Origin of the sequence: Moraxella pluranimalium, from assembly GCF_002014825.1 — a bacterium.
In the GTDB taxonomy this organism is placed as follows: Bacteria; Pseudomonadota; Gammaproteobacteria; order Pseudomonadales; family Moraxellaceae; genus Moraxella; species Moraxella pluranimalium.
Genome location: NZ_MUYU01000006.1, coordinates 322,174 through 340,205 on the forward strand (window position 1 = coordinate 322,174; position 18,032 = coordinate 340,205).

Annotated in this window: 17 protein-coding genes; all 17 read left to right on the forward strand. The window is 47.2% G+C overall.

Annotated elements, in window-relative coordinates; translation table 11 throughout:
* Window positions 1-29 precede the first annotated feature (29 nt).
* Window positions 30-701, forward strand: coding sequence for a NuoB/complex I 20 kDa subunit family protein (locus B0680_RS02690; protein WP_078253499.1), 672 nt, complete (start codon window positions 30-32; stop codon window positions 699-701).
* 70 nt (window positions 702-771) lie between these two features.
* Window positions 772-2,529 (forward strand): NADH-quinone oxidoreductase subunit C/D, encoded by a 1,758-nt coding sequence (gene nuoC, locus B0680_RS02695; protein WP_078253500.1) that lies wholly within the window; start codon window positions 772-774, stop codon window positions 2,527-2,529.
* Window positions 2,530-2,539: 10 nt separating this feature from the next.
* Window positions 2,540-2,935, forward strand: a complete 396-nt coding sequence (locus tag B0680_RS02700; protein WP_078253501.1) for a GFA family protein — start codon at window positions 2,540-2,542, stop codon at window positions 2,933-2,935.
* A 144-nt stretch (window positions 2,936-3,079) separates the two neighbouring features.
* On the forward strand, window positions 3,080-3,589 hold the full coding sequence (gene nuoE / locus B0680_RS02705) for an NADH-quinone oxidoreductase subunit NuoE (RefSeq protein WP_078253502.1): 510 nt from the start codon (window positions 3,080-3,082) through the stop codon (window positions 3,587-3,589).
* Window positions 3,586-5,013 carry a complex I 51 kDa subunit family protein gene (locus B0680_RS02710; RefSeq protein WP_078253503.1) on the forward strand — a complete coding sequence of 476 codons (1,428 nt, stop codon included), beginning with the start codon at window positions 3,586-3,588 and terminating at the stop codon, window positions 5,011-5,013. Before nuoE ends, B0680_RS02710 begins: the two co-directional genes overlap by 4 nt.
* Window positions 5,013-8,066: an NADH-quinone oxidoreductase subunit NuoG gene (nuoG, locus tag B0680_RS02715; protein WP_078253504.1), complete on the forward strand. Its 3,054-nt coding sequence runs from the start codon at window positions 5,013-5,015 to the stop codon at window positions 8,064-8,066. Before B0680_RS02710 ends, nuoG begins: the two co-directional genes overlap by 1 nt.
* Before the next feature lie 23 nt (window positions 8,067-8,089).
* Entirely contained in the window at window positions 8,090-9,097 is a 1,008-nt protein-coding gene (gene nuoH, locus B0680_RS02720; RefSeq protein ID WP_407661994.1) for an NADH-quinone oxidoreductase subunit NuoH, read from the forward strand.
* Between the two features lie 13 nt (window positions 9,098-9,110).
* Window positions 9,111-9,659, forward strand: a complete 549-nt coding sequence (nuoI, locus tag B0680_RS02725; protein ID WP_078253506.1) for an NADH-quinone oxidoreductase subunit NuoI — start codon at window positions 9,111-9,113, stop codon at window positions 9,657-9,659.
* Window positions 9,656-10,297, forward strand: coding sequence for an NADH-quinone oxidoreductase subunit J (gene nuoJ, locus B0680_RS02730; RefSeq protein WP_078253507.1), 642 nt, complete (start codon window positions 9,656-9,658; stop codon window positions 10,295-10,297). Before nuoI ends, nuoJ begins: the two co-directional genes overlap by 4 nt.
* Window positions 10,297-10,668: an NADH-quinone oxidoreductase subunit NuoK gene (gene nuoK, locus B0680_RS02735; RefSeq protein ID WP_143821329.1), complete on the forward strand. Its 372-nt coding sequence runs from the start codon at window positions 10,297-10,299 to the stop codon at window positions 10,666-10,668. Before nuoJ ends, nuoK begins: the two co-directional genes overlap by 1 nt.
* A 3-nt stretch (window positions 10,669-10,671) precedes the next feature.
* Complete coding sequence (gene nuoL, locus B0680_RS02740) at window positions 10,672-12,543, forward strand: NADH-quinone oxidoreductase subunit L (RefSeq protein WP_078253508.1); 1,872 nt, start codon at window positions 10,672-10,674, stop codon at window positions 12,541-12,543.
* 1 nt (window position 12,544) lies between these two features.
* On the forward strand, window positions 12,545-14,260 hold the full coding sequence (gene nuoM, locus B0680_RS02745; RefSeq protein ID WP_078253509.1) for an NADH-quinone oxidoreductase subunit M: 1,716 nt from the start codon (window positions 12,545-12,547) through the stop codon (window positions 14,258-14,260).
* Window positions 14,261-14,262: 2 nt separating this feature from the next.
* Window positions 14,263-15,741 (forward strand): NADH-quinone oxidoreductase subunit N, encoded by a 1,479-nt coding sequence (locus B0680_RS02750; protein ID WP_078253510.1) that lies wholly within the window; start codon window positions 14,263-14,265, stop codon window positions 15,739-15,741.
* Between the two features lie 97 nt (window positions 15,742-15,838).
* Window positions 15,839-16,642 carry a ferredoxin--NADP reductase gene (locus B0680_RS02755; RefSeq protein WP_078253511.1) on the forward strand — a complete coding sequence of 268 codons (804 nt, stop codon included), beginning with the start codon at window positions 15,839-15,841 and terminating at the stop codon, window positions 16,640-16,642.
* Window positions 16,643-16,666: 24 nt separating this feature from the next.
* Entirely contained in the window at window positions 16,667-17,293 is a 627-nt protein-coding gene (locus tag B0680_RS02760; protein WP_078253512.1) for a nicotinamidase, read from the forward strand.
* Window positions 17,294-17,416: 123 nt separating this feature from the next.
* The gene (locus B0680_RS02765) at window positions 17,417-17,710 is read left to right on the forward strand and encodes an SH3 domain-containing protein (protein WP_078253513.1); all 294 of its coding nucleotides are present in this window, start codon (window positions 17,417-17,419) and stop codon (window positions 17,708-17,710) included.
* A gap of 16 nt (window positions 17,711-17,726) precedes the next feature.
* Window positions 17,727-18,026, forward strand: coding sequence for an SH3 domain-containing protein (locus tag B0680_RS02770; protein WP_211271248.1), 300 nt, complete (start codon window positions 17,727-17,729; stop codon window positions 18,024-18,026).
* Window positions 18,027-18,032: the final 6 nt, after the last annotated feature.

Below are 18,032 nucleotides of genomic sequence, written 5' to 3' on the forward strand. Positions count from 1 at the left end.
TCTATACAGACCAAATAAAGTGTACCGCTATGAAATACACACTAACCCGTGCCAATCAATCGGCAGAACAATACCCAAAACAATCACGAGAGTTGATTGACGACATCACCCAAGCAGAAATTGATAAGAATGTCTTTATGGCAAAATTATCAGACCTAACCCATGCTGCTGCCAACTGGGGTCGCAAAAACTCACTTTGGCCGTTTAACTTCGGTACTAGCTGCTGCTATGTTGAGTATGCTACGACCTTGACAGGTGTGCATGACTTATCACGCTTTGGTGCTGAAGTTATTCGTGCATCTCCCCGTCAGGCGGATGTGATGATTGTAGCAGGGACTTGTTTTGTCAAGATGGCGCCGGTTATCCTGCGTCTATACGAGCAGATGCTTGAGCCAAAATGGGTCATCTCAATGGGTGCGTGTGCCAACTCAGGCGGTATGTATGACATCTATTCTGTCGTACAAGGTGTGGACAAAATCCTACCTGTCGATGTCTATATCCCGGGTTGTCCGCCACGCCCAGAAGCGGTCATCCAAGCGCTGATACTCCTACAAAATTCCATCACGCACGAACGCCGTCCGCTTGGCATTCACCTAGATGAGCAGGGCATTATCCAGCCTGTGATGACACCAGAGCGTGACCGCAAAAATGCCGACCGTATTGCGACGGTCAATTTGCGTAGCCAAGATGATGCTTGGTAATTCGATTATTTAATTTCAAGTTTTAGCTTTTGTCCATATCGATGAATATGGCGATATAAGGAAAATAACAATGAGCATCATTGACAACGCATTATCAAAGCATGCGGTTTTTGATGAACTAAATGCCAAGCATCAAGGTCGGTACACCATCCAAGAAACTGCCGATGGTATCCCGACGATTTGGGTAAGTACTGAGCATGTGCTTGATGTGCTGATGACCCTGCGCACCTTGCCAAAGCCGTATGTGATGCTGGTGGACTTATCTGCCATTGATGAGCGTCTGCGTACGCATCGTCATGGTCTGCCGCCAAGTGATTTTACGGTGTTTTATCATCTGATGAGCCTTGAGCGTAACAGCGACATCCGTGTCAAGGTCGCCCTAAAAGAAGGTCAAAGCACGCCAAGCGCTACCAAGATTTATCCAAATGCCAACTGGTATGAGCGTGAAGCCTATGATATGTTTGGCATCATCTTTGATGGCCATCCGCATCTGACTCGTATCCTACTACCAAAATATTGGGAAGGTCATCCACTGCGTAAAGAATACCACGCGCGTGCGACCGAATTTACCCCATATTTCCTAAACACTGCCAAACAGCAGTTTGAACAAGAAAATCTACGCTTTGTCCCTGAAGAGTGGGGTATGAAGCGCAGTGGCCGTGACGAAGATTTTATGTTCCTAAACATCGGCCCAAACCATCCATCAGCGCACGGTGCGTTCCGTCTGGTGCTACAGCTGGATGGTGAAGAGATTGTGGATTGTATCCCTGACATCGGCTATCATCATCGTGGTGCAGAGAAGATGGCAGAGCGTCAGACTTGGCATTCGTTTATTCCTTATACCGACCGTATCGACTATCTAGGCGGTGTGATGAATGAGCTACCGTACATCATGGCGGTCGAAAAATTGGCAGGCATCACCGTGCCTGAGCGTGCGCAGACCATCCGTGTGATGATGAGCGAATTTTTCCGTATCACCAATAACCTACTATATTGGGGTACATTCATCCAAGACGCAGGCGGTATGACACCGGTATTTTATATGTTTGCCGACCGTCAAAAAGCCTATGATGTCATCGAAGCGGTGACAGGCTACCGTATGCACCCTGCATGGTTCCGTATCGGTGGTACGGCGCACGATTTGCCAAATGGCTGGCAAAAACTGGTGCGAGATTTTCTTGATTGGATGCCAAAGCGTATCGATGAATATGTCAAAGCCACCATGACCAACACCGTGCTAAAAGGCCGTACCCAAGCGGTCGCCCAATATGATGCCAAGCAAGCTTTGGCATGGGGTGTGACCGGTGCCGGTCTGCGTGCGACGGGTATTGATTTTGATTTGCGTAAGGCGCGTCCGTATATGGGCTATGAGAACTTCGACTTTGAAGTGCCTGTATTCTACAATGGTGATGCCTATGACAGATGCTTGGTAAAAATCGAAGAAATTCGCCAATCGCTACGCATCATTGAGCAATGTCTAAACAATATGCCAAGCGGCGCTTATAAAGCTGAGCATCCATTGGCTGTACCACCACCAAAAGACCGCACGCTCCAAGATATCGAAACCTTGATTAACCACTTCGTCTCTGTGTCATGGGGTCCTGTGATGCCAGCGGGCGAAAGCTGTGCGATGGTCGAAGGTGTCAAGGGTCTAAACAGCTACTATGTGACATCGGATAACTCAACCATGAGCTATCGTACGCGTATCCGTACACCGACTTTTGCACACTTGCAGCAGATGCCAAGCGTAATTAATGGCTCATTGGTATCAGATGCGATTATTTATTTGGCAAGTATTGACATCGTCATGGCTGACTGTGATCGCTAAGGAGCTGAGAATGAAAGGTCAATGTTTGTGTCAGGCGGTAGCTATAGAAGTGGCAAGCAATGATGAACTTCATGCTTGTCATTGCAATCACTGCCGTAAATGGGGCGGTTCGGCAGGATTTACCGTGCAAGCACAAGGTATAACCACCGATAACGCCCAAGAAATTGGTACTTATCAGTCATCAGATTGGGGTACTCGCAATTTTTGTAAAATCTGTGGTACACATTTGTATTTTCATCAGCTGGGCACGGACAATTATTATTTGTCAGCAGGGTTGTTTGATGATGTGAATTTTAAACTGACTTCACAAATTTTTATTGATAAAAAAGCGTGTTATTACGAACTTGCTAATGACACACCCAAATTGACTGAAGCCGAATTCTTGGAGATGGTGGCAAATAGTTAATTTGGTAAATTGCCTAACTCTTTAAAAGAATTGGCATGAATGAAGTATCATTATTGTTCATAATGTCTAATATCAGTAGTTTCAAGCAATTGACATGAATGACTGTGGACGATAGATTGATTGATAATAACAATAAGGGTTTCTATGAAAATTGTAACTGATAAAACCCCCAAAGTGGATGTGGCATCCATTTTGACCAGTGAAGAGATTGCAGGCATTGATGAATACATTCATCACTACCCACAAGCTCGTGCTGCGGTGCTTGATGCCCTAAAATTGGTTCAAAAGCGAAACGGCTGGGTGGATGATGCCCAAGTCGCTGCCATTGCCAATATGCTAGACATTGCCACCACGGATGTGGAAGGTGTGGCGACATTTTTTAACCGCATTTATCGCAGTCCTGTGGGTCGCCATGTGATTTTGATTTGTGATTCGATTGCGTGTTATTTGACAGGTTATGAAGCTTTGGCAGACGCATTCAAGCGTGAGCTTGGCATTGAATTTGGTCAGACGACAGCGGATGGTCGCTTTACACTATTGCCAATTTGCTGTTTGGGTAACTGTGACAAAGGCCCAAGCGTGCTAATCGATGAAGATACTTATGGTCCTGTGCTGCCAAGTGAAGTATCGATGTTGCTGGAGCAATACGCATGAAAACCGTAGCAGAACAAATACAAGCTCGCCAAAATGGACTAGCACCAAGCCAGCTCAATAATCAGCGTGTACCGATTTATGGTGTTGGCTTGGCAGAAGGCGAAGCGCCAACAAGCCTTACCCATCCTTTGACTTGGCGACTGTTTCACCAAGATGCTGTACTAAAGCTTGCTGATTATTTGGCACTCAAAGGCTTTGAAGGGCTAAAAATCGCTTTATCAAAAACCCCAAAAGAAGTCGGTGAGATGATTAAGACCGCCAATGTGCGTGGTCGTGGGGGTGCAGGCTTTAACGCAGGTCTAAAATGGACCTTTATGACACCACCGGATGGGGGCGTACGTTACCTAATTTGTAATGCCGATGAGATGGAGCCAGGTACTTTCAAAGACCGCCTATTGATGGAGCGTCTGCCATTCCAGTTGATTGAAGGGATGCTGATTACTGCTTATGCCATCGGTGCAAGTGTCGGTTATATCTTTATTCGTGGTGAATACATTCTGGCTGCCGAGCGTCTAGAAGCTGCCATCAAAGAGCTGCACGAAGCAGGGCTGATGGGTGATGGCATCTTGGGTACGACGTTCAACTTTGATCTGCACGTACATACTGGTGCAGGTCGCTATATCTGCGGTGAAGAGACGGCACTGATTAACTGCCTAGAAGGTCGCCGTGCCAATCCACGCACCAAGCCACCATTCCCACAAGTCTCAGGCGCATGGGGTCGCCCGACTGTGGTGAACAATGTTGAGACATTGAACAATATGTCAGCCATTATGCTAAATGGCGTTGAGTGGTATCTAGATTTGCCAAAGAAAAAAGGCAAGTCAGAAACGCCTGGTACCAAAATCATGGGCTGCTCAGGTCGTGTCAAGGATGCAGGTCTGTGGGAAGTGCCATTTGGCTATACCGCTCGTGAGCTGATTGAGCTGGCTGGTGGTATGCAGGACGGACTTAAACTAAAAGCTTGGCTACCAGGTGGTGCAAGTACCGACTTTTTGACCGCAAGCGATGAGCATCTGGATTTGGTGATGGACTTTGATCCGATCATGAAAGCAGGTAGTCGTTTGGGTACTTGCCTAATGATGGTCGTCGATGAAACTCAAGATATGGTGAGCCTGTCCAAGAACCTACAGCAATTTTTCCAAAGAGAAAGCTGTGGTTGGTGTACGCCATGCCGTGATGGCCTGCCTTGGGGGGTCAAGATGCTTGATGCGATTGACAATGGACAAGGTAAGCCTGAAGACATCGAAAAACTGTCTGAATTAACCCGTGATTTATGGATTGGTAAGACATTTTGTGCACACGCACCTGGGGCGATGGAGCCTTTGATGAGTGCTTTGAAATATTTCCGCCATGAATTTGACAATAAAATCAATTCATCTGCCGACGATACAGCCGAGCAATCAGCACAACAAGGGGGTGTGTGATGGCAGTCATTCATATTGATGGTAAAACTGTCGAAGTTGATAGTGCCGATAACTTATTACAAGCCTGTTTGTCGCTTGGTATCGATATCCCGTATTTTTGTTATCATCCGGCATTGGGTTCGGTGGGTTCATGCCGTCAGTGTGCGGTCAAACAGTACAACAACGCCGAAGATTATGAAGCGGGTCGTGGCAGACTTGTGATGAGCTGCATGGTGGCTCCGACCAATGATATGTATATCTCGGTTGATGACGAAGAAGCCAAAGGGTTTCGTAAGCGTATCGTTGAGTATATCATGACCAACCATCCGCATGATTGCCCGACTTGTGAAGAGGGTGGTCATTGCCATCTACAGGACATGACTTATATGTCAGGTCATCGCCAAAGACGCTATCGCTTCACCAAGCGTACGCACCACAACCAAGATTTGGGCCCGTTCATCAATCATGAGATGAACCGCTGTATCGCTTGCTACCGCTGTGTGCGTTTTTATAAAGACTATGCCGGTGGCGAAGATATGGGCGTTTATGCGTCAAATAACCGTGTGTATTTCGGTCGAGAAGCAGATGGTCAGTTTGAGAGCGAATTTAGTGGCAACCTAACCGAAGTCTGCCCAACAGGTGTATTCACCGACGCAACCCACTCAGACCGCTACAACCGCAAATGGGATATGCAATACGCACCGAGCGTCTGTCATGGCTGTTCAAGTGGCTGTAATATCTCAGCAGGCGAGCGTTATGGCGAAATCCGCCGTATCGAAAACCGCTACAATCATGATGTCAATGGCTATTTCCTATGCGACCGTGGTCGTTTTGGTTATGGTTATGTCAATCGTGCCGACCGTCCTGTACGCCCATATGCCAATGGCGCATCAGGTAAACAACTGATGGATGCCAACCAAGCCCTTGATAGTGCCATCGAATTATTAAAAGGCAAAAAAACCATCGGTATCGGCACTGATGCGACTAGCCTAGAAAATAACTATGCGCTCAAAAAACTGGTCGGTGCGGACAATTACAGTACGGGTCAATCCATGGCAACCAAAGCTTTGGTAGAAAAGTCTGTTGAAATCCTGCGTAATGACAGCGTGTATAATGTCTCGCTTGCCCAAATCGAACAAGCCGATGCGGTGTTCGTGCTAGGCGAAGACATCACGCAGACCGCTGCTCGTGTGGCACTGTCAGTCCGCCAAGCCGCCAAAAACGAAGCCAAAAAAATGGCAACCGCACTACGCACCGATCATTGGCTGGCTGAACCTGTCAAGCGTATCGGTCAGTCGGCTTATAGCCCGATTTATGTGGTGGATGTGGTCGATACCAAGCTTGATGACATTGCCAAAGTGTCAGCAGTGGCAAGTATCGAAGAGATTGCCCGTCTTGGCTATTTGGTCGGTGAAGTGATTGAAAGCTTTGATACGCACCTTGAGAACCTAAGCAAACCTGCGCTAAATGCCGATGCAGATATGCTGGATTTGGCATATCAAATCGCTGTCGATTTGGTTACTGCTAACCAACCGCTTGTGGTATCAGGCACATCATTGGCATCAGCCCAAGTCATCGAAGCGGCAGGCTATATCGCTCAAGCGCTTAGCAATAAACGCCGTGCGATTAAGTCTGTCAATGATGCAGAACTTGCTGCTTATCAAGCGCTCGAGGATGCTGCACAAACTGTGCCTGAACATGATCCACAGCTTGTCGCCAAGCCTGAACATGACGGCACAGGGACGGATAAAGATGTACAAGCTCAGCTTGTGCGTACACCCAAGCCAAAAGCACTTGATGCTAAGTTTGTGGCGATGGCAGGTATCTATCTGTGCCTACCATCAGCAAACAGTGCAGGCTTAAGCTTACTTGGTGGTCAGTCGATCGAAGAAGTCTTGGCAAAAGATTTTGATGCGGTAGTGGTGCTAGAAAATGACCTAAGCCAGCTAAGTAGTATCAATGTGCTGGATAAGATTGATGGCAAAACTGTGATTGTCATCGATCATCAGTACTATGCATGGCATGACAAGGCGAATTTGGTGCTATCGGCATCAAGCTTTGCAGAAAGTGATGGTACGCTCGTGTCCGCAGAAGGTCGTGCACAGCGTTTCTTCCAAGCTTATGACAAAAAATACTACGACCCAACAAGCGACATCAAAGATGCATGGCGTTGGCTCTATGCATTGGCACATGATGCAGGACAAGTGGCATCAGCAGCACACCTAGATGAAGTGATTGCAGATATTGCAGCTGATTATCCACAGCTTGCAGGTATCAAAGATGCCGCCCCTGAAGCGGATTATCGTATCACGGGCCTAAAAATCGCTCGTGAACCACGTCGTTATTCAGGTCGTACTGCGATGCGTGCACCGCTGTCTATCCATGAACCAATGCAGCCAAAAGATGTGGATACGGCACTGACTTTCTCAATGGAAGGCTATGTCGGCAACCAAACCAATCCTGCCAGCATTCCATTTGCTTGGGCGGCAGGCTGGAACTCCCCACAAGCTTGGAACAAATACCAAGACAAAGTCGGTGGCAAGCTCAAAGGTGGTGATGTTGGTGTGCGTCTGTTTGACAGCCTACCACGATTGGATGTGGTATATGCGTCAAATCGCAGTATGGTACAAGACCCTGCCAGCACCAGCGTATTCAATGGTGTGGTACGCTTAGTGCCTGTGCATAACTTGTTTGGCTCAAGCCCAATGGCATCAAGAAGTCCAGTGGTGGCAAGCCAAAACCAAGACATCGGCTGGTACATGACCCAAGAAGATGCCGATCATTGGCAGGTGCGTGAAGGGGATTTACTATCCATTCAAAGCGTCCAAGGTGAGATTGTCCTACCGGTAAAATTTGCCGAATTTATCCCTGATGGCTGCATCGGCTATGCAGCAGGTCAAGTACCACTGTCGCCAAAAGTCCCAACCACCATCAAGCGTGCTGATACGGTCGATCCAGTTTATCGTCCTGCGTATGCGGTGAGTTTGGATCATTTGCCAAGCCATCATCGTAATCCGCTGTTTAAGGTGAGTGATACACCAATCAAAGTCGCACCATCTGTGGAGGCTGTGTAATGAGTACGCGTATTATTCCAGAAATGCCGACATTTTTGGCAAATATGATGAGCTTTGATGCTTGGTCGGTGCTGTTTTTGGTGGCGCAAGCCTTGGTAATTTTCTTGGGGCTTGTGATTGTTGCTGCCTTGATGATTGTCTATGAACGCCGTATGCTTGCGCTGTGGCAAGACCGCTATGGCCCAAACCGTGTGGGTTGGCAAGGCTCGCTACAACTTGTGGCAGATATGCTAAAAATCTTCTTCAAAGAAGACTGGACACCAGAATTTGCCGACAAAAAAATCTTCACACTAGCGCCAGCGATTGCGATGTTCACCGCTTTGGCAAGCTTTGCTATCATTCCGCTAAGTCCAACTTTAGGTGCAGCTGATTGGAACATCGGTCTGTTGTTCTTCTTTGCGATGGCAGGTCTTGCGGTGTATGCCGTGATGTTCGGTGGCTGGGCATCAGCGAACAAATTCTCGCTACTAGGCGGTCTGCGTTCATCAGCTCAAACCATCAGCTATGAAGTGTTCTTGGGTCTATCCCTAATGGGTGTGGTGGCGATGGCAGGCTCGTTCAACCTGCGTGACATCGTCGAAGCTCAAACGACCGTATGGAATGTCGTGCCACAGTTCTTTGGCTTTTTGACCTTTGTGGTGGCAGGCGTGGCTGTGACGCACCGTCATCCATTTGACCAACCAGAAGCCGAACAAGAGCTTGCCGAAGGTTATCATGTGGAATATTCGGGCATGAAATTTGGTATGTTCTTTATCGGTGAATATGTCAATGTGGTGCTGATTTCGGCGCTGATGACTTGCTTGTTCTTTGGCGGTTGGTTGCCACCGTTTGGCATTGATATTCCATTTATCCCACCTGTGGTATGGTTTATGCTAAAGACTTTGTTCTTTATGACCTTGTTTGTCCTAGCTCGTGGCTCGCTCATGCGTCCCCGCTATGATCAGGTGATGAACTTTGGTTGGAAAGTCTGCCTGCCGGTGACCTTGATTAACTTATTGGTGACTGCCGCAGTCATTCTACTGGCACAATAAGGATGATGAAATTATGCTAACAACTCTAAAAAATACAGCAGTTGGTATCGCAAGTATCGTCCGCTCAATGTGGATGGTCAATAGCCATGCCTTGCGTCCCCGTGACACCATTTTGTACCCAGAGCAACCTGTGCCAGTGCCGCCACGCTTTCGTGGTCGCATTGTCCTGACCCGTGACCCTGATGGTGATGAACGCTGTGTGGCGTGTAACCTATGTGCGGTGGCGTGTCCTGTTGGCTGTATCAGCCTACAAAAAGCCGAACGAGAAGATGGCCGTTGGTATCCAGAATTTTTCCGTATCAACTTCTCTCGCTGTGTGTTCTGTGGGATGTGCGAAGAAGCGTGTCCAACCACCGCCATTCAGCTGACACCAGATTTTGAAATTGGTGAATACAACCGCCAAAACCTAGTCTATGAAAAAGAGCATCTGCTCATCTCAGGGCCGGGTAAATATCCTGATTATAACTACTATCGTGTGACTGGCATGGCGACCGAAAATCAACCAAAAGGCTCGCACCAAAACGAAGCTGCACCGATTGATGTGCGGAGTTTATTACCATGATGACGATTTTATCCGACATTTTAAGCAATGCCAATTTGGTCGGCTTTTATGCCTTGGCAGCTGTGGCAGTTTTTGCCAGTTTTCGCGTGGTGACGCACGCCAATCCCGTGCACGCCATCTTATCGATGATTGTGTCATTATTGGCAGTGGCAGGTATTTTCTTTATTTTGGGTGCGCCATTTGCCGGCGTGCTTGAAGTGATTGTCTATGCTGGTGCGATTTTGGTGCTGTTTGTCTTTGTGATTATGATGCTAAATCTTGGCACGGATGTCAGCGAAGAAAAATCATGGCTGACATCGAGCGCTTGGGCGACGCCTGTTTGCTTGATGCTGATTATCGCTACCGTGCTTGTGGGTCTGATTTTATCATCACCAGATTCTCATCAAATGCTAAATGCCCAAACCATCGATGCCAAAGCCGTCGGCACAAGCTTATTTACCCAATATGTGCTACTTGTTGAAGTGGCGGCATTTTTGCTATTGGGCGCACTGGTTGCAGCTTATCATCTTGGCAAAAAAGCACTTGATGATGAGAACTTTAGTCATTACCAAGATACCGAAGATGGGGCAAATGCACCAAACCATCAGCCTGATGGTCCTGTCTTTACCGATCATAACAAACGCCAAGGGGGTCTGTGATGGCGACAAATTTGCAGACAGCTGTCAGCGATGTGGCAGTACAAGCAGGGCAACAAGTGGCGAATTTGGGTATTCCATCATCGCACGCACTGATTTTGGCAGCGATTTTATTTGCCATTGGCTTGGTGGGTGTGATGGCACGCCGTAATGTGCTGTTTATGCTGATGAGCCTTGAGATTATGATGAACTCGACCGCTTTGGCTTTTGTGGTTGCAGGCAATATGTGGGGCAGCCCAGATGGTCAAATCATGTTTATTTTTGTGCTGACATTGGCAGCAGCAGAAGCGGCGATTGGTTTGGCGATTTTGCTTCAGTTCTACCATCGATTCCGCAATCTTGATGTGAATCAAGCCAGTCGATTAAAGGGGTAAGACATGAGTATGCTAGCGTGGACTTTTATTTGCCCACTGATTGGTTTTTTGATCTTAGCAAGCTTGCGTGATCGCCTATCTGAAACAATGGCTACCATTGTTGGTGTGGGTAGTATGGCATTATCGGCAATCTTTGCCTTGATGACATCACTGGATTATTTCCAAAATTATAATGGACAAGCGGTGAATGTACCGCTATGGACTTGGCTAAAAGTTGGCGAGTTTGCCCCAGCTTTTGGCTTGCAGTTTGATGGTCTGACTTTGACCATGACCGCCATCATTACGGGCGTTGGCTTTTTGATTCACCTATTTGCTTCATGGTATATGAAGGGTGAAGATGGTTTTGCACGCTTTTTTAGCTACCTAAACCTATTCGTCGCCAGTATGCTACTGCTGGTGCAGGGCGATAACCTGCTGTTACTATACCTGGGTTGGGAAGGCGTTGGTATCTGCTCATACCTATTGATTGGTTTTTATTATTCTGAGCGTGCCAATGGCCGTGCAGCGATTAAGGCATTCACCGTGACCCGTGTGGGCGATGTGTTTTTGGCGATTGGTTTATTCCTACTGTTCCGTGAGTTTGGCACCTTGACCATCTCTGAGATCATCACCAAAGCACCTGAAGTATTTAGTGTCAATAATCCTACGATGATTTTGACGACCATGATGCTGGTGGGTGGTGCTTGGGGTAAGTCAGCACAGATTCCACTACACACATGGCTTGCTGATGCGATGGCGGGCCCGACGCCAGTCTCAGCATTGATTCACGCTGCGACAATGGTGACGGCTGGCGTGTATTTGATCGCTCGTATGCATCCACTATTTGTCCTAACGCCTGAAGTGCTACTATACTGGGTAGGTGGCGTTGGTGCGATCTCGATGCTTGTTGCAGGTTTTTGTGCTTTGGCACAAACGGACATCAAGCGTATCTTGGCTTACTCAACCATGAGTCAGCTTGGCTATATGTTTATCGCACTGGGTGTGGGTGCTTGGCAAGCGGCGATTTTCCACTTGATGACGCACGCATTCTTTAAGGCGTTATTATTCTTGGCGTCAGGTGCGGTGATTTTGTCAGTGCATCACGAACAAAACATCTTTAAGATGGGTGGTCTTTATAAGAAAATTCCACTAGTCTTTGCTTGCTTTGTCGTCGGTGGCGGTGCGCTCGTTGCGCTACCTTGGGTGACTGTCGGTTTCTACTCAAAAGAAGCGATTCTTTGGGAAGCGTATGCAGGCGGTTATCAAACCCTGTTCTGGGCAGGTGTCGTCGGTGCATTCTTGACATCGGTTTATACTTTCCGCTTGATTTGGATTACCTTCTTTGGCGAAGAAAAAACCCATGCACATAAGCTATCAGGCATCTCATACTGGCTGCCTTTGACTGTACTGCTTGTGCTATCAACGGGTGTGGGCGCACTGCTTGTACCACCTTTGACAGGCGTACTGCCACTAGGCCCGGGTGCGCTACTTGAGCAAGCAGGTAATGCAGATGCTAAGCATACAGCTGAATACATCGCTGTTGGCTTTATGGCGGCAGGCTTGCTGCTGGCGGTGATTTTGTATGTGTTTAACAAAGGTCGTCTGCTTGAGTGCTTTAAAAAGACTGCCATCGGTGGTGCGCTATATCACTGGTGCTATCATGGGCTGGGCTTTGATGCGTTGTATGACATTGTCTTTGTTAAGCCATTTTTGGCAATCACCAAAGCACTACGCAATGACCCAGTTGATAAGCTGATTAATATTTTCCCTGCGCTTGCGTCGGTGGGTAATAAATTGACCGCAAAAACCCAAACTGGACTACTACGCACCCATGCGATTAGCTTTGGCTTTGGTTTGGTCATTCTTCTAATCTTGGCAATGATGATGGTGGTGTAAGATGGCATTAGAACAAAATTGGATACTGCCAGCATTGATTGCAATTCCGTTTATTGCAGGCTTGCTTTGCTGGCTGATTGAGAAAGTGGATGATCGCTTGCCACGGTGGATTGCACTGATTGGTATGGTGATTACCTTTGGTTTGACTTTGGTGCTATGGCAACAAGGTGGTATGAATACCTTGCTTGCCACCGAAGGGGCGGTGGATAAACACAATCTGCCTTGGGCGGCGCAGTTTATCCTACCGTGGATTCCAACCTTTGGCATCAAATTCCACTTGGCGATGGATGGTCTATCGCTACTGATGATTGCTTTGACGGCATTTTTGGGCATCATGGCAGTCGGCTGTTCGTGGGGTGAGATTCAGCGCCGTGTTGGTTTTTTCCATCTAAATCTACTGTGGAGCTTGGGTGGTGTTATCGGTGTCTTTTTGGCAATTGACTTATTCTTATTCTTCTTCTTTTGGGAATTGATGCTGTTGCCAATTTATTTCTTGATTGCACTGTGGGGTCATAACGCCACAGGCGGTCGCACCAAAGAATACGCTGCCACCAAATTCTTCATCTACACCCAAGCATCAGGCTTGATTATGCTGATTGGTATTTTGCTACTGGTCATCATTCACTTTAGCCAAACAGGGGTGCTCAGCTTTGATTATCATGACCTATTGGGTCTAAATCTTGGCGGCTGGGAATACATCATCATGCTGTGCTTCTTTATCGGTTTTGCAGTGAAGTTGCCAATTTTCCCACTGCATGGCTGGCTACCTGAAGCACACGCCCAAGCGCCGACCGCAGGTTCTGTGGACTTGGCAGGTATCTTGATTAAGACAGCGGCATTTGGTTTGCTTCGTTTTGTATTGCCATTGTTCCCGACTGCATCAGCTGAATTTGCACCGATTGCGATTGTGCTTGGTATGATTGGCGTGTTTTATGGGGCGTTCTTGGCATTTGCCCAAAGCGATGTCAAGCGACTACTTGCTTATACCAGTATCTCGCACATGGGCTTTGTGGTGCTTGCAATTTATGCCGGTACTTTGGTGTCGCTACAAGGCTTGATGGTGCAGATGATTGCACATGGTCTATCAAGTGCGGCACTGTTCATTATGGCAGGTCAGCTGTACGAGCGTCTGCACACCCGTGATTTGACCTTGATGGGTGGTATGTGGGGTCAGTTCCGCTACTTTGCACCGCTGTTGATGTTCTTTAGTGCAGCACTACTCGGTATTCCGGGTACGGGTAACTTTATCGGTGAGATTTTGATTTTGCTTGGCGCATTTGAGCTGCATCCGATTGCAACGGTGCTTGCCACAGTGAGCCTTGTACTGGCAGGTCTGTACTCGCTGATTATGATTTATCAAGCACTCTTTGGCAAAAATACCACTGTAGAATTGGTTAAACAAAACGGCGGTAAGCTCAAAGATCTTGGCAAGCGTGAATTGTTACTACTGGTGACTTTGGCAACTGGTTTGGTATGGCTAGGTCTATATCCACAGCCTGTACTGGATAAATCACAAAGCTCGATGCAGTGGATTTCACAAGCTTATACCTATGATGTCAAAGCAGGTAGCCCTGAACATGGCGTACGCTTGATTGATGGTCATATGGGTGATTTTATGCATGAGCACGCCGATCATCTGCATGGCGTGGGTCATGATGCCAAGCCTGAACACGGGCATCATGGTCATCACGGTCACAACCACACACACGGAGAGTAATTATGGATCATATGATTTTCGCATCTGTTTCGTCATTACTGCCGATGGTTGTGGTGGCGGTGACTGCTTTGGTGGTGATGTTCGCCATCGCCATGAAGCGCTCACACTTTTGGACGGCGACCATCAGTGTCGTCGGTCTGAACATTGCCTTGCTTGCTTTATTGGCGCAGGCGATGGGCTTGATACCATCAGGCGGTACACTTGGTGGTCTGTTTATGTTTGACGGCTTTGCCAAGTTTAATATGGGCGTGATTTTGATTGCGTCATTGGCGTGCTGTACACTGTCTTATGGTTATTTTGAGACGCTCAAAGATAATAAAGATGAACTGTATCTGTTGATGTTGATTTCAACATTAGGTGCGATGCTGATGACAGGTGCTGAGCACTTGGCAGCATTCTTTATGAGTCTTGAGCTGTTGTCTGTGCCGATGTATGGGATGCTTGCTTATACTTTCTTACGGTCGCGGTCGCTTGAAGCGGGTCTAAAATACCTAGTGCTATCAGCAGCAGCATCAGCGACACTATTGATGGGTATGGCGCTGATCTTTGCGGATACTGGCACATTGGTATTCAAAGAATTGGCAAAACTGCTACTTGCCCAAGAAGTCTCTAGCTTGTTCGTCGTCGGTGCGGTGATGATGCTTGCATCGATTGCCTTTAAGCTGTCAGCAGCGCCGTTTCATGCGTGGGTGTCAGATGTCTATGAAGGTGCACCTGCACCGGTTGCGGCATTTTTGGCAAGCGTCAGCAAGGTTGCAATGATGGCATTGGCACTGCGTTTCTTTGCTGGTAGCCTTGTGCAGACCGTGCCTGCATTTGATACAGCATTGGTTGTGGTTGTGGCATTGTCGATTTTGATTGGTAACTTGCTTGCCATCCGTCAAGATAATCTCAAGCGTATGCTGGCGTATTCATCAATTGCCCATATCGGCTATGCACTGATTGCACTGTTGGCAGTACAAGGCGGTGGCGCAGGCTTGGTGAGTATGTACATGGGCATCTATGCGTTGACATCGATTGGTGCTTTTGGTGTGATTGCACTGATGTCTAGCCCATATCGTGAGCGTGGACATACATCAATCAGCGGTGAAGCTGACGAGATGCGATTCTATCAAGGTCTGTTTTGGCGTCGTCCTGTGCTGACTGCGGTGCTGACGGTGATGCTATTGTCATTGGCAGGTATTCCATTGACAGCAGGATTTATCACCAAATTCACCATCTTCTTTGCGGCAGTACAAGGGATGCGTTTTTGGGCGGCAGGCATGATTATCCTTGGTAGTGCCATCGGTCTGTACTACTATCTGCGAGTGCTCGTTAATCTGTACCAAAAACCGAAAACCAACCTTGAATTTGATGCGCACCAACATTGGGGCGTCAAAGCAGGTGGCGTGATGGTGATGATTGTCACCGCAATTGTGCTTATCTTTGGTGTCCTACCAGAAGGCATGATGCAATTGGCAGGACTTGCGATGATTCGCTAATCGTTTGCCATTGACTTAAAACAAGCACCATCATTGGTGCTTGTTTTGTTTTGATGGCTTTGGTATATTGTATTTTTTAAATGATGAATGACAACTTATGAGCGACGACAAAGCCACCGCACTCACCGTGCTTTCAAAGACCGTCTGGTCGGATACTTTATTTAGCTTTACCACCACTCGTCCTGATGGCTTTCGCTTTGAAGCGGGGCAGTTTGTACGACTGGGTGTCAATCCCAGTGAGCTTCATGCCAATCAAGGCAAAGACGCAGCCGATGAGCGGATTTTTCGGGCGTATTCAGTGGCATCATCGCCATATGATGAAGTGCTTGAATTTTTCTCGGTGGTTGTGCCTGATGGGGCGTTTACATCACAGCTACAGCATCTACAAGTTGGCGATACGCTGTGGCTCAATCCCACGCCGTTTGGCTTTTTGACCTTATCACGCTATCAAGAACCTGCACCAAAGACGCTGTGGCTACTGTCCACAGGCACGGGGCTTGCGCCGTTTTTATCGATGCTACAGGATTTATATACTTGGGAAAATTACCAAAATGTCATCTTGGTGTATAGCGCTCGCACGAGTGCAGAACTGGCTTATCAAGACAAAATCCATGAACTTGCCAAAGCATTCTCTGAGATGAGCGAGCAGACGGTGAATTTTCGCTATATCCCGATTGTGACTCGTGAAGCGGTCGATGGCTGTCTGCAAGCTCGTATCCCGACATTGATTGAGCGTGGTGAGCTTGAACAGGTGGCGGGGTTGGCTTTTGATGCTGATAGCCATGTGATGCTCTGTGGCAATCCGCAGATGGTCGATGACACCAAAGAAGCATTGAAAGCAAAGGGGCTGACCATGAACCGTCGTGGTGTGGGCAATATTGCTGTTGAGAATTATTGGTAACTGTTTATAAATTATTGGAAAATTATGAAAAATATCAATCAAGCAACCACAGCGCTCATCGTGGTCGATGTCCAAAATGGCTTTATCACAGGCAATCTGGCGGTACAGGGGGCACAGCGTGTCGTGCCTATCATCAATGAGCTTGCCAAGCAGTTTGAGCATGTGGTGCTGACCCAAGATTATCATCCTGCCAATCATATCTCATTTGCATCCAATCATGCGGATAAACAGCCATTTGACACCATCGTGCTAAGCTATGGCGAACAAGTGCTGTGGCCTGACCACTGCGTACAAGGTACGGACGATGCCAATTTTCATCCCGACTTAGACATTCCGCACGCACAGCTGATTATTCGCAAGGGTCATCATTGGCAGGTGGATAGTTATTCTGGCTTTATGGAAGCGGATGGCACGATGACGGGGCTGGATGGCTATCTAAAACAGCGGGGCATTGATACCGTCTATGTAGTGGGGATTGCCACAGATTTTTGTGTGGCGTGGACGGCGATGGATGCTGCCAATCTGGGCTATCATTGCACCGTGCTGATGGATGCGACCGCTGCCATTGATCAAGATGGTTCGCTACAAGCCGCCATCGATGATATGCAGGCGATGGATGTGGTGCTGGATTTTGGGAAGTTGAGTGGTTGATTTTTGGCTATTTTAAAATATTTTTAAATTGCATTTGACCCCCCCCCCAATTTGAGTGTAGAATATCTGCACTGTAAATTTTCAATATTGAAAATCACAGAACTACATAGATTGGAGATTGATATGAAACTTAACAAATCTGTATTATTGGCATCTGCGGTAACTGCTGCGGTCATGATGGTGCCAAATGCTGCGTTTGCACAAACTTGTAAAGTAACTGACCCAACTGGAACGCCACTGAATTTGCGTACCTCACCAAATGGTAAAATCATTCGCAAGGTGAAAAACTTTACACCTGTTCATATCATGGAATATGCCTATGATAATAAAGGTCGTCCTTGGGCTTATATCTCTTTTAGACAAAATGGCAATACGTATTATGGCTACGTTTTCCGTGAATTTGTCAGCTGTTATTAATTGGTTGGTGTTTATTATGAAAAAGTTTTTCACTGTAATGTCAATTGCCTTGGCTTCAGCTACTATGCTAATGCCATCTATATCGCATGCAAGACCTCAGTGCTATGTTGATGACCCAACTGGAACTCCGCTAAATGTTCGCAGCACGCCGAATGGTCAAGTTATTGGTAGATTAAAAAACGGTGAACCCTTATTTATCATTGGTGATGCAATTGATAGTAGAGGTCGTGCATGGCTGAAAATTATTTACGATACGCCCAACGGAGGTGTTGAGGCTTATATTTATGGTGAATATTATTCTTGTCTTGATACGTGAATTAGC

What these genes read in the sequence shown, in the direction of transcription:
- B0680_RS02690 (WP_078253499.1), top strand. Translation starts at nt 30, where the DNA reads ATGAAATACACACTAACCCGTGCCAATCAATCGGCAGAACAATACCCA.
- nuoC (WP_078253500.1), top strand. Translation starts at nt 772, where the DNA reads ATGAGCATCATTGACAACGCATTATCAAAGCATGCGGTTTTTGATGAA.
- B0680_RS02700 (WP_078253501.1), top strand. Translation starts at nt 2,540, where the DNA reads ATGAAAGGTCAATGTTTGTGTCAGGCGGTAGCTATAGAAGTGGCAAGC.
- nuoE (WP_078253502.1), top strand. Translation starts at nt 3,080, where the DNA reads ATGAAAATTGTAACTGATAAAACCCCCAAAGTGGATGTGGCATCCATT.
- B0680_RS02710 (WP_078253503.1), top strand. Translation starts at nt 3,586, where the DNA reads ATGAAAACCGTAGCAGAACAAATACAAGCTCGCCAAAATGGACTAGCA.
- nuoG (WP_078253504.1), top strand. Translation starts at nt 5,013, where the DNA reads ATGGCAGTCATTCATATTGATGGTAAAACTGTCGAAGTTGATAGTGCC.
- nuoH (WP_407661994.1), top strand. Translation starts at nt 8,090, where the DNA reads ATGCCGACATTTTTGGCAAATATGATGAGCTTTGATGCTTGGTCGGTG.
- nuoI (WP_078253506.1), top strand. Translation starts at nt 9,111, where the DNA reads ATGCTAACAACTCTAAAAAATACAGCAGTTGGTATCGCAAGTATCGTC.
- nuoJ (WP_078253507.1), top strand. Translation starts at nt 9,656, where the DNA reads ATGATGACGATTTTATCCGACATTTTAAGCAATGCCAATTTGGTCGGC.
- nuoK (WP_143821329.1), top strand. Translation starts at nt 10,297, where the DNA reads ATGGCGACAAATTTGCAGACAGCTGTCAGCGATGTGGCAGTACAAGCA.
- nuoL (WP_078253508.1), top strand. Translation starts at nt 10,672, where the DNA reads ATGAGTATGCTAGCGTGGACTTTTATTTGCCCACTGATTGGTTTTTTG.
- nuoM (WP_078253509.1), top strand. Translation starts at nt 12,545, where the DNA reads ATGGCATTAGAACAAAATTGGATACTGCCAGCATTGATTGCAATTCCG.
- B0680_RS02750 (WP_078253510.1), top strand. Translation starts at nt 14,263, where the DNA reads ATGGATCATATGATTTTCGCATCTGTTTCGTCATTACTGCCGATGGTT.
- B0680_RS02755 (WP_078253511.1), top strand. Translation starts at nt 15,839, where the DNA reads ATGAGCGACGACAAAGCCACCGCACTCACCGTGCTTTCAAAGACCGTC.
- B0680_RS02760 (WP_078253512.1), top strand. Translation starts at nt 16,667, where the DNA reads ATGAAAAATATCAATCAAGCAACCACAGCGCTCATCGTGGTCGATGTC.
- B0680_RS02765 (WP_078253513.1), top strand. Translation starts at nt 17,417, where the DNA reads ATGAAACTTAACAAATCTGTATTATTGGCATCTGCGGTAACTGCTGCG.
- B0680_RS02770 (WP_211271248.1), top strand. Translation starts at nt 17,727, where the DNA reads ATGAAAAAGTTTTTCACTGTAATGTCAATTGCCTTGGCTTCAGCTACT.